Here is a 12,690-nt window from a genome sequence, read left to right as displayed (position 1 = left end):
AGATTCCACACATTTCACACCATTATCCTAACATCATTCGCTATATTTCATCAATATTCTAGCATAAAAAAAAATTTAGAATTTTTTATTCTTAATCATATTAAATACAACTTTCGAGATTTAGTCCTGAATCATTGCCTATTCTTTAACTTTTAGTAATTGTGATAGTGCCTTATTACGAGGCTTATAATAAAGATTTTTAAAATAATCACTTTAGTTTATAAAAGGTGGGAGAGTCTTAATGAATGTCGATATTTCCGTAGATCGAACGTGGCAAAACAATTTTTTAACAAGAATTGATGAAGATGGTCCTTGGACAAATTGGGATTTATATCATTTAGCTTATAAAACAGAGAAATCATTACTCGTTCCTACTTTTGATGGATTGCAAGCACCGAAACATTTATCACATTTCACGCCGCTGCCGCATCAATTGGAGGTCGCTCAAAATGTCATTGAACAAATGAATGGTAAAGCGATTCTAGCAGATGAAGTTGGACTTGGAAAAACGATTGAAGCTGGACTTATTTTAAAAGAATACATGGTTCGAGGACTTGTAAAAAAGGTACTCATTCTCGTTCCAGCTTCTCTCGTATCTCAGTGGGCATATGAACTTAACACAAAATTTTTTATTCCTGCGGTCGCTCAAAAGAAAAGTTATTCTTGGGAACAAGCTGATGTCATCGTTTCATCAATCGATACTGCGAAACGTTCACCGCATCGCGATATCGTTTTAAACCTAGAGTATGACCTTATTATTATCGATGAAGCACATAAACTAAAAAACAATAAAACAAAAAACTATGAATTTGCACAGCGATTAAAAAAGAAGTTTTGTTTATTACTAACCGCAACTCCTGTTCAAAATAAAATTGATGAAATCTTCAACCTCGTTTCTTTATTAAAACCAGGTCATTTAGGCAATCAATCTAATTTTGAAGAATATTATGCTTCAAAAAATCGTTCCACTGAATCCGATGAAGATTTAAAAGCTCTTATCAATAAAGTAATGGTTCGAAATAGACGCCATAACACTGGCATTGATTGGCCGAAGAGGCATGTACGAACAATCTTCGTTGAATTTAATGAAGAAGAACAAGCTTTGTATAATGAAATTGAAAATTGGCGTGAACAAAATGCCTTTACATCTGCTTTCTCATCCTTAACTTTAAAACGGGAAGCATGTAGTAGTCGGGAAGCTGTTTACTATTCATTAAAAAAACATGTAGAAAAACGGCAGAAAGAAAATGAGCATTACATAAAGGACCCACATATTGATGTGCTGATGGATAAAATTAATCATATTCCGTTCAACTCCAAAGCAAATAAAGCACTAGAGCTTATAAAAGAAGTTGACGATAAAGTCATTATTTTCACTGAATATAGAGCTTCACAAATGTATTTACAATGGTTCTTACAACAACATGGCATTTCCTCTGTCCCATTTCGCGGTGGATTTAAGCGCGGGAAAAAAGATTGGATGAAGGAGCTTTTCCAAACTCATGCCCAAGTATTAATTGCGACCGAAGCTGGTGGTGAAGGAATTAACTTACAATTTTGTAGCCATATGATTAATTACGACTTACCGTGGAATCCAATGCGACTTGAGCAAAGGATTGGACGTATTCACCGCCTTGGACAAAAAAATGATGTTCATATTTATAACTTAGCAACAAAGCATACTGTTGAAGAGCACATTTTAAAACTACTATATGAAAAAATTAATTTATTTGAACGTGTAATCGGTGAACTCGATGAAATTTTAACGAGAATCAACATGAAAAATATTGATGCACATATTCAAGAGATTTTCGCGCAGTCAAAAAGCGAAGGTGAAATTCGAATCAAGATGGAAAATTTAACATCTATTATCGATTTTGCGAAGCGCAATGAAGCAGAGGTGCAGGACTATGCAGCAAAATGAAATTCATAATTACTTATACAACTTTTTTGAGGCGAATAACTGCGAAATTTTAGAACGTTCCCCTCACCTATTAGACGTGCAGTTAACAATTGAAATGGATAAATTATTAATGAACCGCCCTTTCTATTGGCACTATCTTGAAAAAACAGGAGGCGTTCCGAACCCGATGCGCCTTACTCTTATTACAAATCCGGAAAACGAAGAAAACGACGGTGAACTTATTCATTACGGTTCACCACGTTTGCATCAAATATTTGAAACGACAAAAGAACTAGGCTCATACATACGTTTATATGAGGAAGTGAAACATAGCGGGGCAACTCATACCCCTCTTCACCCTTGGCTTGGTGTAAATATAAAAGTATCTTATCAATGCGACCGAAAAAAAGACATACTTCATTCCATCGGTATTCATCTTATTTCCGGGACAATGCTTGCAAACTTTCATGACACTTTAGCAGAGATCAAACTCACACCGAAAATACCTGATTTTTGTTTTACGCTCTCACCTATCATTAAGCCACAAAGTGGCTTACAACGTATAGAGGATGCTTTAAAAAGTATAATTGCTGAAGATGACCACACGTGGGCAAAAGAAGCGAGAGTGCGTTGGAATCACGATTTAGACCTTTTAAATCGATTTTACGAAGATAGCGATGAACTTCCAGAAAGCTATGAAATTGAAAAGCAAGCATTACAAGAACAATACGAACCACGTATTACAATACAAATTATAAACGGCGGTCTCTTTTATGTTACCGCAAATCATTTTCTATCTTAAAGAAAGCTCCTTCAACTGTTGAAGGAGCTTTCTTTAAGATGTTTTTCCATCCTATTCTCTATCGTCATTACGCTCTTGTTGTTTTTTCTCTGTCATACGTTTTTGATTTGCACGGTCCTTCGCGCTTACATGATTTGCATCAGTTGGAAGATTTTCTTTTGAACGACCAATTCCATTGCTCATCTTTTCCCCTCCTTTTTACACACTTCAGAATGCACCTTTATTTTCAGCTAAAAGCACAATCCTTATACAAAAAAATAAGAGCAGCCAGTAGCTGCTCTTACTCATTCACGTATTTTTGAAACATATCATGGATGCCTTGATTTACGAGGTTCGAGATCTGTTCGTCAGATTTATTCGGATAACGATCACGCAATCTGATAGATGCCTTCACCATTAAATTTTCTAATACAGAACGGCCACCTTCTCCATAAATAATTTCAGCATACTTAACAAGTCTTCCATCCTCTAATGTTGCTGGATTATGATTGAAGAAAAATTTACTCATTGTCTCCACCTCTCTCTTTGATAACGTTTACATTTATATAGATTATTTATGTTATTTATGTTATTTATTTCACAATATTGTATGCATGTATATTTAATTAGTTTCATTATAAAGCAACATATCAATAGTAAATATGTGATTTTCCGTCCATTTTGTGAACAAAGTAAAAAAATGAAAGCGTTTCCTTTATTATATACTAAAAAAACTTACTACGCTAGGGGCAATTTCTTAATCTATTAAACATCTACTTTTCTTTTTTTTCATTAACCTTATACAATTTTCAGAAATTATATTATAAAATATATGTATGACTTAAGGAGGCCATGTATGAATCAAAATAAAAAAGCTATATTAGATCTTGTCTTTTATCTCGTATTCCCATTCCTCATTTGGAAATTTGCAAAACCTTATATCGATCCTTATTACGCAATGTTAATTTCCTCTGTTCCGGGGATTATTTATACACTGTATACCTTTAAAAAAGAAAAACAGCTTAACGTTACAGGGTTCTTTATTTTAATTACACTTATTTCTAATACAGCGGTAGACTTAATATCTGGATCAGCGGAACGAATGCTATGGAATGATGCATATTATCATATCGTACTTGGCTGCATCGTTATATGTACAATCTTTATAAAAAAACCACTTATGTTATATTTCGCAGCGGATATCGCAGCGCTGCAAGGCCATGACCGCGATAAAAGTCGTGAGCTTTACCGGGATAGTCGCATATATCCAGCACTGCAATATTTAACACTATTTTTCGGTCTTCAATTTATATTAAAAAGTTTCTTGAAAATCTATTTCATCTCTGTTTTCGGTGTAGATGGATATGGTGAAATGAGAGCTATTATGACCGCTGTTGGGTGGGGCATTTCTATTTGTATCGGAATTGGATTTGTATGGGTAAACAATAAAATACATGCGGTTACTGAAGAAAAAGAATCTGTGCAATAAACCAAAATCCCCTAGCATCTTGTTATACTAGGGGATTTTGGTTTCGCTAAACATATTACGAAAAAGTTAGCTTGATTTTTTTCTTTTATTTTTTACATTTCGATAAAACAAAGCAGCGCTCAGTGGCATAACACCAAACCATTTATTTAAGAATGGCTCTTTCTCCGCACGACGTTGTTGTTTCTGTTGTTTTCGATCCTCTTTTGGAGCATCCATATATGACACAAATTGCTGTGTCACAAAGCGTACATAATCATTAGTAGACATATTATCATCACCTCTACTTGATTAGTATGTCCACTTTTTTATTCATTAATCTTTTGCTTTAATTCATTCATAATTTGCTTCACCGACTTATTTGTCGTATCGATATGAATATCAGCCTCTTCATAATAAGCTCGGCGCGATTCAAATTTCGTTACAAATGCAGCTATATCTTTCTTCTGAAATAGTGGACGTGTCGTATCTTCCCGAAGCCTTTCTGCAATTACATGTGGATCGCAATATAAATACACAACAGTTCCATTTTCCTTCATCCACTTTCGATTTTCCTCTCGTTCAATAATTCCTCCACCAGTTGTAATAATTACATTCTGAAACGGTAGTGAACGTAACATTTCACTTTCATATTCGCGAAAAACCATTTCGCCTTCTTCTGCAAAAATATGCCGAATCGCTTTCTCTTTCTGCTCTTCGATTTTTTGATCTGTATCTACAACTTCCATATGGAGTTCTTTACTTAACGCTTTTCCAATTGTTGTTTTCCCAGCTCCCATATAGCCGGTTATGTATATAGATTTCATTTTCGTTCCTCTCAATCATCCGTTATTATTTGTTATTATAACGAAAGATGCTACTTTATTTAATAAAAAAACGTTTTGTTCTTCTTATGAAATGAAGAACAAAACGTAACATACTCCCTATTTTCTCGCAATCAAACAAGCTGGCTCACTTTTACTTATAAGTACCTCTTCTCACCCACTGCGTTGCAACCCATTTCTCGCCTTTCGTTACAGGTGCTCCTCCATGTAACGTAAGCTCATTTAGTGATTGGTCTTGATAAAAATACTCAAAGTATACTGCCATTCCCTTTCTAGGGTGTACAGAAAGATTTAATTTCGGAAAGAATGTCTCCCCGCCTTCCTCTACATCATTTAAGTACATCACAAGAGTACTTATACGATTATTAGCAGCTGATCTACTATGTTCCGCAAAATAATCATAGTGCGCTTTATATTCTTGATCCACTTCATAATTTAAAATGTGCAATCCTTCTCCATGCGCTACAGGAACATTCATGATAGATGAAATTCGTTTTTCAATCTTCGAAGTTAGTTCATTCTCTTCCAAAAATGCACCGCTACTCGTTCGAATATCATTTACATCACGTGATGAACCAATTTTAGACCGCTCTATTTTATTTTTAGAAAATTCGATTAATCCATCACATTCTTCATCACTTAATACATTTGCTAATACGACAATAAGGGGTTCTTCGAATTTTGAAATAATTTGTATTTCCCTATCTTCTGTCATAATCGTATTTCCTTTATGATCAAAAATAGTTTGTTCCTTATTTTCATCTATTTGATTGTTAGTTGTCATTTCCTTATCTCCCTAGAAAAAATGATTGGATAGCATGAATATATCATATTCTTTCTACCTTTCTCTTTTTTGAGAAAATTTAAACTTTTAACTATCCTTTTTATCCCTTTCCACAAAAAAATTGACTCTCAACACATTGGAAATTAATGCTTCTCCCCCGCGTATTTTACACATTATCCTTCTACCCAATCCAATATTTTATTATCCCTTTTCCTATAGCGAAAGCTCACTTTGTAGAAAACTCTCTTTTTTGTAACACATTGCAATGAAATGTTAATAACATCATTTTCAAAGACGTACTTTCCACTCCCTTCTCCTCTTTCATACTGAAATAAAAAAACATCCTCTTTTTCTTTTTGCTGTAAGTCTCTTTTTATATCTGAAATAGCTCGATCAATAAGTTCCTCCATAAAAAAACTTTGTTCTATTTCAGAATAAAATTTTTTATCCAAAAGTAACATATTCGTTTCGTACATCAAAAAAGAAATGAATAAAATAAGAAAAATAATTGTTCCTGGCATTGCAAATCCATCTTGTTTTCTCATGTTTCTATCTCAATTTCACTATAGCGTACAGCCACGCCTTCATATATTTCACCACTTATATCTTTCACATATATATAGAGCAAATGAGGTGTTAATTTATACGAAATCGCTTCAATCCTTTGCAATATAGATTCCCTTCCGCGCATATTTACTTTTCTTATTAAATTACTATTCACTTTTTCATACGTCACCTCATCGCCATTACGAAGTTGGAAGCGCAAAATATGTTCATCATTTTCTAGTGCTATCTTCCTCCCACTTAATACTTCACGAAACTCTAATTGCATTTGTCCTAAAAACACATCCCACTCCCATTCATTTAATCCTTTTGAATGTGTATTTTCTATTCCCATAATATGAAGACGTGGTAAAAGTAAAAAGAACATTGATAAAAGCAACAAACATGCAATCATTTCTATTAACGTAAATCCTGCTTCCTTTTTACCTTTTCTCTGCATAAAGGCATTGCTCCATCGCTTTTCCTCTCATATCTTTCCACATCGTACAAACCTCATCTCCTCTCCAATATGTGTAATATACAATTCCTTTTATGACTTGCTCTTTTTCTCGCTTTTCCTCATTCTCATACATAAATAAGGTCGCTTCTTTTTTTAATAGTATTAATGCTTTATAGCTCATTTTTATATTTTTTCTTTCTTGCATAATTAATAATGTTTGCGGGAGCAATAACGATACCGCCATCATTATTAAACTTAACGCTACAACCATTTCAACCATTACTGATCCTTTTTGACACTTCACGATACGTAAATCTCCCTCTGCCAAGCTGAAATACAATCTCATATTTATACCCTCGATAGGAAAGTAAAATCGTACCACCTCTATTAATATTCCCGCTCGGATTATATGTCATCGGATTCGGAAAGGTATGCAAATCAATTTGGACATCTTTATCATATTCTCTCTTAACAATTAAAAAGCCCGTCTCCGATTCCGAAATATAATACATCTGTTTCCCTTTAAACCAGCGTAACGTATAATGTTTTTGACGCTTAATCGCCAACTGCTGCATATACAAAATATCATTTGAAAACTGTTTCAAAAACTGCTCGGCTCTTTGTTTTTCATATAACGAAGTAACGTTAAAATGCGTAACAACACTCAGTACAGAAATAGCAAATAAGACAAGTAGCATTTCTAAAAGAGTAAAACCTTTTTGTTTCACGATTTCCCGGCTGATACTGTGCCATCATCGGAAATATGGATTGGTTCACCTTTCGGACAAGTTTTAGAAGTAATATACTTTCCTGTTTCAAGTTCCTCTATTGATGGAATCTTATTATGTTGCAATTGATATGCTTGTATTTGTGCTTCTATAGATTTCACATAGGCTGCACATCCTTTTCCTTGCACGGATGAGCGCTGTGTAACTACATTTGGAATAATTAATAGTAATAATACAGTTATGACAACCATAACTAATAACATTTCTAAAAGAGTAAAACCTTCCTCATTCTGCATGTAAATCCCCCCTAAATTGAATTCATCATTTGAAACATCGGCATAATCATCGCTAAGTACATCAGAATGACTATAACCCCAAGACATGTAAATAAAATGGGTTGAATCACAAATAACATACGTTTAATTTTTTGTTCTACCTTTTCAATAATGTGCTCACTGTAATCACCAAGCTCATTTGCTAAATTACCGTTTGCTTGTCCATGCGTAATGATATAAGAAAGTTCTTTCTCATAATAACCGCTTTTATCAATAATAGATTGTAACGGTTCTCCTGCAATTAATTGCCGCTCAATTCGGGCTGCTTCATACTGAAAGAATGGATGATACTTTTGCTTCATCATTATTGTTAATGCTTCGTGCACTGACAATCCACCGTGTAATAAACCACTTAATTGAGCGGAAAAATAATGCGAATGATTTAAAATAGAAAATGTTTTCATAAGGGGAATACGGATCATAATCTTTACCTGCTGAGTAGGCGGAAGTTTTCGGAAATAAAATATATATAAACTAAATCCCGTTATAACGATAAGAAAAATGATATAAATGAAGTAGGGTAATAATTTAATTGCAACTAAAATTTGCTCCGTAAGTGGTGGTGCTGTAGAACGTAAAGAACTATACATCATTTCAAACTGAGGCAATAAAATGAGGTTAAAAACAGAAAGCATAATCATTAAAAAAAATGATAAAAACATAGGATATTGCATTACTTTCATCATATCTTTCCTATATTTATCCTTCTTGTAAAGAAGTGCACTCCCTTGTTGCAAAGCAAAAGAAATATCACCGTGTCGCTCTGCATAAAACAAATAACTTAACACCTCCGGATGAAACATTAATTGATGAAAAGAAGCATGCAAACTTTGTCCATTTTTCAATCCCTCGATCATATGCTGTAACTGTAATTTCTTCCCTAACGGTAGTTGAAACTGCAAAAATTCTAACGCCTGTAAAAGTGAGTAACCTTTCTCTAATAAATCACTTAATCTTTTCCATAATAATACTTGATCACTTAAACTCCATTTTCTCTTAAACATATACATCTTCTTCTAAAAAGCCTAAAGCATACCCTTTTCGCACCGACGATTCCAACGTTTCATAGTGATACGTAACATGTTCTCCACTTGCTTCTTTAATCGCTTGTTTTAATTCATATCCATATAACAGTTCATAAATGCTTGCCTGCCTCACTTGCCTCATTGATTTACATAAAGTTGAACACTTCCCTCTGCAAAACGGACATTTTAATTCAACGAGTCGCTGAGCAGCTACAGCCAATAATGATTGTTCAATTTCTTGCCTTGTAATACCATAATCCATAAATCGTAGTATCGCTCCTTTCGCATCATTTGTATGCAAGGTTGTCATCACTAAATGTCCCGTCAAACTGGCCCTTACAGCTACTTTTGCTGTTTCTTCATCACGAATTTCGCCAACTAAAATAATATCTGGATCGTGACGCAAAATAGCCTTTAATCCCGTTTCATATGTGATACCAGCTTTTTCATTTATTTGAATTTGTAATAAACCGTCTTTTCTTCTCTCAACTGGATCTTCCAGCGTAACGATGCGACGTGTTTCTCCTTTTCTTGCTACTTCTAATAACGCATACATTGTCGTTGTTTTTCCAGAACCAGTCGGCCCAGTAAATACGAGTAACCCATGAGAATGCTTTAAAAAAGAGAGTAATTTTTCCGCTGTACTTGGAAATAACGAAAGATGAGACAACGGCTGAACAGATGCTTGTAAATGGAGGCGAATAACTAGACTTTCTTGATATACTGTTGGAAGTGTTGAAAGGCGTAAATACACTTCTGATCCATCAATTTGCAAATATAATGAACCATTTTGAGGCTTTCTCCTCTCTCCTATATCCATTGATGCTAAAAACTTAAAGTGCGAAACAAGCTTTTCTCCAAATTCCTTTTCAATACACCGTTTCGTAATTAAATCTTTCCCTATACGTAATTGAATCGCCACATCCTTTTGCCTGGGCACAATATGTAAGTCTGATGCTTGCACCCTACAAGCTTCTTTCATAATCATATTTGCAAAAAGCTCGACACTATTCATCAAGTTTCCCTCCTCACTATGTATATATCATGAAAAAATGCACAAGAAAAATTAGAGATTTTGTATTTTCACTAAGAGAAAAAGGAAAAATATGTTTGTGAAATTATGAACAATTTCCGAATTATTGTCTGAAATTACCTATATGGAAGTTTATCTGTATTATAATGTTAATATCTTGGATAAAGTGATAAAGGTGGAGATCCTAATGGAACAAGCTTTAAAAATTACAGGTGTATTATCTGACCCTACTCGTTATTATATTTATAAATATATTTCGCAAAAGCATAATTACGTAACTGTACAAGAAATTGCAGATGAGTTTAACATTCATCCAAACGTAGCGCGTTTACATTTATCTAAATTAGAAGATGTTAATATGCTCAAATCAGAAACAAAAAAAACTGGGAAAGGCGGCAGACCAAGCAGACTATACGTCTTGTCTCAAGATGTCATCCAGTTACAATTCCCATTTCGCGATTATCAATTATTAGCGCAGATAGCATTTAATTCACTGCTAAGCTTAGGTAGCGCTGGTGAAAAAGCGCTATATGAAACAGGGAAACAATTCGGCAAAGAATTAATGCAACAACATATGCATCGCTTAAATGTAAGTGCAGAAGCATTGACGATAGAACAAAAAATGCTAATCGCAAAAGAAGCATTCTCAACAGCTGGTTTATCTCCTGCTTTTGAATTAAGTACAGATGGCACAAAAATTTTCTATGATGTACACAATTGCCCATTTAAAGAAGTTGCTGCGCATCATCCGACTGAAATTTGTAATATGCACGGAGATATGATGAAGGGGATTTTTGAAATCCTATTCCCGAACGTGGAATTAACACGAAACGATAGTCTACTAGATGGATGCAAATCTTGTAACTATAAAGTGCAAATTTAATTTTCTATCTTATAAGAAGTCAATTATTATAATTGGCTTCTTCTCTTTTATATGAACGAATATTTACAATAGTATGAAAAATAAACTATAATGAAGAGAGGTTTTACTTTTTCTAGAAAAGGAGGGAGATGGCATGGAGCGCATGTTTCGCGTTCTCGGCTTTTGGACTGGAATTTTCTCGGTTATGTTTTACGTAGGGGATATGCATTCGGCCGCACTACTATTTTTAGGACAAACAGGATTCTTCGTACTTTTAAGTTATTTAAAATTAACAGAGCGTATGTATATATACGTATTCGGGGCATATTTAACCGTTTTCTTCATCGGATTTACATGGTACACAACATTTTTACTTGTCCCTGGAGCTGGACATTAAAAGATGGCAATTTGCCATCTTTTTTTTAATTCCGCAATTCCCTAGTTGACTTATAGGTTTTATTACCTTATATTCTATATAACACATTGGAATTAGGGGGAATTAACATGAATACACTGCTTGTCGGAATTAACATCACAGTCATGCTCATTTTAGTTGGCGTATTGTATTATATGCAACGTAAGCATGTATCTTTTAATAGACGTGTATTTACTGCTTTAGGAGTCGGAATTATCTTCGGTCTTATATTACAATTTATTTATGAGCCTACTTCTAAAGTAATTATCGAATCAAATACCTGGTTCGGTTTAATTGGTAACGGTTATGTGAAGTTACTTCAAATGATCGTTATGCCACTTATTTTAGTATCTATTATTTCAGCATTTACAAAATTACAATTAACGAAAAACCTTGGTAAAATCAGTGGTCTTATTATCGGAATTTTAATTCTTACTACAGGAATTGCCGCAGCTGTCGGTATAGCTGCAAGCGCAGGATTTGATGTATCAGCAACAGGATTACAACAAGGTGATGCAGAATCCGCTCGTCTGAAATTAGTAGAAGAAAGATTTACTTCTATTGAAAAGACAACAATTCCAGACAAATTATTAGAACTGTTGCCTACAAATCCGTTTCTTGATTTAACAGGTGCTCGTCCAACATCAACAATTTCTGTTGTAATATTTGCAGCATTTATCGGTATTGCCTTTCTCGGTGTAAAAAGAAAGCATCCAGAACAAGCAGAGCTATTTAAGAAGATGCTTGATGCTGTATATGCAATCGTAATGCGTATGGTAACGTTAATTTTACGCCTGACTCCATACGGCGTATTAGCTCTTATGGCAAAGACAGTTGCTGGTAGCGATATAAATGCTATTTTAAAACTTGGTAACTTCGTGTTAGCTTCTTACGTAGCTCTTATCGTAATGTTTATCATTCACTTATTATTAATCGCATTATCTGGTTTAAATCCAATTCAATATTTGAAAAAAGTTTTCCCTGTATTAACATTTGCATTCACATCTCGCTCTAGTGCTGGTGCAATGCCATTAAATATTGAAGCACAAAAAGAAAAACTTGGTATTTCTGAAGGAATCGCTAACTTCGCTGCATCCTTTGGGGTATCTATCGGTCAAAACGGTTGCGCAGGTATTTATCCAGCGATGCTTGCTATGATGGTCGCTCCAACTGTAGGAATTGATCCATTACAACCACAATTCATTTTAACTTTAATCGCTGTCGTTGCTATTAGCTCATTCGGTGTTGCCGGCGTTGGTGGCGGTGCAACATTCGCAGCGTTAATCGTACTATCTACAATGAACTTACCAATCGGCATTGTCGCTCTTGTTATCTCAGTTGAACCATTAATCGATATGGGTCGTACTGCTCTTAACGTAAGTGGTTCTATGACAGCAGGTCTTATTTCTAGTAAATGGCTTGGTGAATTAGATCAGGATACGTACAATCAAGATGCTGTAAAAACTGGTGAGATTGCATCATAATAAAAAGGACGCTAACAATTTACTGTT

18 protein-coding genes and 1 pseudogene are annotated in these 12,690 nt (G+C 34.4%); 7 read left to right on the top strand and 12 right to left on the bottom strand.

The genetic code is table 11. The annotated features are described in order from the left end of the window. Window positions 1-241 precede the first annotated feature (241 nt). Window positions 242-1,924 (top strand): DEAD/DEAH box helicase, encoded by a 1,683-nt coding sequence (locus JTF23_RS05755; RefSeq protein WP_204208265.1) that lies wholly within the window; start codon window positions 242-244, stop codon window positions 1,922-1,924. Continuing rightward, window positions 1,911-2,705 carry a YqhG family protein gene (locus tag JTF23_RS05750; protein WP_002160497.1) on the top strand — a complete coding sequence of 265 codons (795 nt, stop codon included), beginning with the start codon at window positions 1,911-1,913 and terminating at the stop codon, window positions 2,703-2,705. Before JTF23_RS05755 ends, JTF23_RS05750 begins: the two co-directional genes overlap by 14 nt. A 51-nt stretch (window positions 2,706-2,756) precedes the next feature. Here the strand turns inward: JTF23_RS05750 and JTF23_RS28090 are convergent, their stop codons facing one another. Both JTF23_RS28090 and JTF23_RS05745 read right to left on the bottom strand, forming a co-directional pair. Continuing rightward, entirely contained in the window at window positions 2,757-2,888 is a 132-nt protein-coding gene (locus tag JTF23_RS28090) for a hypothetical protein (protein WP_002111807.1), read from the bottom strand. Between the two features lie 97 nt (window positions 2,889-2,985). Beyond that, window positions 2,986-3,213, bottom strand: coding sequence for a hypothetical protein (locus tag JTF23_RS05745; RefSeq protein ID WP_000032698.1), 228 nt, complete (start codon window positions 3,211-3,213; stop codon window positions 2,986-2,988). Window positions 3,214-3,294: 81 nt separating this feature from the next. On the opposite strand from JTF23_RS05745, the pseudogene JTF23_RS05740 reads away from it, so the two are divergent. After that, window positions 3,295-3,413, top strand: a pseudogene (locus JTF23_RS05740) (GTP pyrophosphokinase). Between the two features lie 127 nt (window positions 3,414-3,540). Further along, the gene (locus JTF23_RS05735) at window positions 3,541-4,173 is read left to right on the top strand and encodes a VC0807 family protein (protein WP_002145755.1); all 633 of its coding nucleotides are present in this window, start codon (window positions 3,541-3,543) and stop codon (window positions 4,171-4,173) included. A gap of 66 nt (window positions 4,174-4,239) precedes the next feature. Here the strand turns inward: JTF23_RS05735 and JTF23_RS05730 are convergent, their stop codons facing one another. From JTF23_RS05730 to comGA, 10 genes are all read right to left on the bottom strand, one after another. Beyond that, window positions 4,240-4,440 (bottom strand): YqzE family protein, encoded by a 201-nt coding sequence (locus tag JTF23_RS05730; protein ID WP_002015009.1) that lies wholly within the window; start codon window positions 4,438-4,440, stop codon window positions 4,240-4,242. A 38-nt stretch (window positions 4,441-4,478) separates the two neighbouring features. Next, window positions 4,479-4,976 (bottom strand): shikimate kinase, encoded by a 498-nt coding sequence (locus tag JTF23_RS05725; protein WP_204208264.1) that lies wholly within the window; start codon window positions 4,974-4,976, stop codon window positions 4,479-4,481. Window positions 4,977-5,127: 151 nt separating this feature from the next. Next, window positions 5,128-5,778, bottom strand: a complete 651-nt coding sequence (locus JTF23_RS05720) for a 2OG-Fe(II) oxygenase (RefSeq protein ID WP_016106149.1) — start codon at window positions 5,776-5,778, stop codon at window positions 5,128-5,130. A gap of 173 nt (window positions 5,779-5,951) precedes the next feature. Then, window positions 5,952-6,323 (bottom strand): competence type IV pilus minor pilin ComGG, encoded by a 372-nt coding sequence (gene comGG / locus JTF23_RS05715; RefSeq protein ID WP_204208263.1) that lies wholly within the window; start codon window positions 6,321-6,323, stop codon window positions 5,952-5,954. After that, window positions 6,320-6,781, bottom strand: coding sequence for a competence type IV pilus minor pilin ComGF (gene comGF / locus JTF23_RS05710; RefSeq protein WP_002160492.1), 462 nt, complete (start codon window positions 6,779-6,781; stop codon window positions 6,320-6,322). The genes comGG and comGF overlap by 4 nt, the downstream gene beginning before the upstream one ends. Beyond that, window positions 6,765-7,061, bottom strand: a complete 297-nt coding sequence (locus tag JTF23_RS05705) for a hypothetical protein (RefSeq protein ID WP_033714873.1) — start codon at window positions 7,059-7,061, stop codon at window positions 6,765-6,767. Before JTF23_RS05705 ends, comGF begins: the two co-directional genes overlap by 17 nt. Beyond that, complete coding sequence (gene comGD, locus JTF23_RS05700) at window positions 7,054-7,509, bottom strand: competence type IV pilus minor pilin ComGD (RefSeq protein WP_002160490.1); 456 nt, start codon at window positions 7,507-7,509, stop codon at window positions 7,054-7,056. Before comGD ends, JTF23_RS05705 begins: the two co-directional genes overlap by 8 nt. Continuing rightward, window positions 7,506-7,805, bottom strand: coding sequence for a competence type IV pilus major pilin ComGC (gene comGC / locus JTF23_RS05695; RefSeq protein WP_002160489.1), 300 nt, complete (start codon window positions 7,803-7,805; stop codon window positions 7,506-7,508). The genes comGD and comGC overlap by 4 nt, the downstream gene beginning before the upstream one ends. Before the next feature lie 11 nt (window positions 7,806-7,816). Next, window positions 7,817-8,854, bottom strand: a complete 1,038-nt coding sequence (comGB, locus tag JTF23_RS05690) for a competence type IV pilus assembly protein ComGB (protein ID WP_286674621.1) — start codon at window positions 8,852-8,854, stop codon at window positions 7,817-7,819. Beyond that, window positions 8,841-9,884: a competence type IV pilus ATPase ComGA gene (comGA, locus tag JTF23_RS05685; protein ID WP_016106153.1), complete on the bottom strand. Its 1,044-nt coding sequence runs from the start codon at window positions 9,882-9,884 to the stop codon at window positions 8,841-8,843. Before comGA ends, comGB begins: the two co-directional genes overlap by 14 nt. Before the next feature lie 205 nt (window positions 9,885-10,089). Here comGA and JTF23_RS05680 point away from each other — a divergent pair, with 205 nt between their 5' ends. The 3 genes from JTF23_RS05680 to JTF23_RS05670 all read left to right on the top strand — a co-directional run bounded on the left by JTF23_RS05680 (window position 10,090) and on the right by JTF23_RS05670 (window position 12,663). Further along, window positions 10,090-10,785: a helix-turn-helix transcriptional regulator gene (locus tag JTF23_RS05680; RefSeq protein WP_078172814.1), complete on the top strand. Its 696-nt coding sequence runs from the start codon at window positions 10,090-10,092 to the stop codon at window positions 10,783-10,785. Between the two features lie 133 nt (window positions 10,786-10,918). Beyond that, window positions 10,919-11,161, top strand: a complete 243-nt coding sequence (locus tag JTF23_RS05675) for a DUF2626 domain-containing protein (RefSeq protein WP_002088627.1) — start codon at window positions 10,919-10,921, stop codon at window positions 11,159-11,161. 107 nt (window positions 11,162-11,268) lie between these two features. Further along, the gene (locus JTF23_RS05670; RefSeq protein WP_078172813.1) at window positions 11,269-12,663 is read left to right on the top strand and encodes an L-cystine transporter; all 1,395 of its coding nucleotides are present in this window, start codon (window positions 11,269-11,271) and stop codon (window positions 12,661-12,663) included. Window positions 12,664-12,690 lie beyond the last annotated feature (27 nt).

Source organism: Bacillus sp. RIT 809, assembly GCF_016892495.1.
Classification (GTDB): Bacteria; Bacillota; Bacilli; order Bacillales; family Bacillaceae_G; genus Bacillus_A; species Bacillus_A cereus_U.
Note: the sequence above shows the minus strand (reverse complement) of the source record. Positions and strands in the feature narration are given on the sequence as shown.

Excerpts from the sequence above, each read along its gene's own strand:
- JTF23_RS05745 (WP_000032698.1), bottom strand. The coding sequence starts at position 3,213 with ATGAGTAAATTTTTCTTCAATCATAATCCAGCAACATTAGAGGATGGA.
- JTF23_RS05750 (WP_002160497.1), top strand. The coding sequence starts at position 1,911 with ATGCAGCAAAATGAAATTCATAATTACTTATACAACTTTTTTGAGGCG.
- JTF23_RS05730 (WP_002015009.1), bottom strand. The coding sequence starts at position 4,440 with ATGTCTACTAATGATTATGTACGCTTTGTGACACAGCAATTTGTGTCA.
- comGA (WP_016106153.1), bottom strand. The coding sequence starts at position 9,884 with ATGAATAGTGTCGAGCTTTTTGCAAATATGATTATGAAAGAAGCTTGT.
- comGC (WP_002160489.1), bottom strand. The coding sequence starts at position 7,805 with ATGCAGAATGAGGAAGGTTTTACTCTTTTAGAAATGTTATTAGTTATG.
- JTF23_RS05720 (WP_016106149.1), bottom strand. The coding sequence starts at position 5,778 with ATGACAACTAACAATCAAATAGATGAAAATAAGGAACAAACTATTTTT.
- JTF23_RS05705 (WP_033714873.1), bottom strand. The coding sequence starts at position 7,061 with ATGGTTGAAATGGTTGTAGCGTTAAGTTTAATAATGATGGCGGTATCG.
- JTF23_RS05755 (WP_204208265.1), top strand. The coding sequence starts at position 242 with ATGAATGTCGATATTTCCGTAGATCGAACGTGGCAAAACAATTTTTTA.
- comGB (WP_286674621.1), bottom strand. The coding sequence starts at position 8,854 with ATGTATATGTTTAAGAGAAAATGGAGTTTAAGTGATCAAGTATTATTA.
- JTF23_RS05670 (WP_078172813.1), top strand. The coding sequence starts at position 11,269 with ATGAATACACTGCTTGTCGGAATTAACATCACAGTCATGCTCATTTTA.
- comGG (WP_204208263.1), bottom strand. The coding sequence starts at position 6,323 with ATGAGAAAACAAGATGGATTTGCAATGCCAGGAACAATTATTTTTCTT.
- JTF23_RS05680 (WP_078172814.1), top strand. The coding sequence starts at position 10,090 with ATGGAACAAGCTTTAAAAATTACAGGTGTATTATCTGACCCTACTCGT.
- JTF23_RS05735 (WP_002145755.1), top strand. The coding sequence starts at position 3,541 with ATGAATCAAAATAAAAAAGCTATATTAGATCTTGTCTTTTATCTCGTA.
- JTF23_RS05725 (WP_204208264.1), bottom strand. The coding sequence starts at position 4,976 with ATGAAATCTATATACATAACCGGCTATATGGGAGCTGGGAAAACAACA.
- JTF23_RS05675 (WP_002088627.1), top strand. The coding sequence starts at position 10,919 with ATGGAGCGCATGTTTCGCGTTCTCGGCTTTTGGACTGGAATTTTCTCG.
- comGF (WP_002160492.1), bottom strand. The coding sequence starts at position 6,781 with ATGCAGAGAAAAGGTAAAAAGGAAGCAGGATTTACGTTAATAGAAATG.
- JTF23_RS28090 (WP_002111807.1), bottom strand. The coding sequence starts at position 2,888 with ATGAGCAATGGAATTGGTCGTTCAAAAGAAAATCTTCCAACTGATGCA.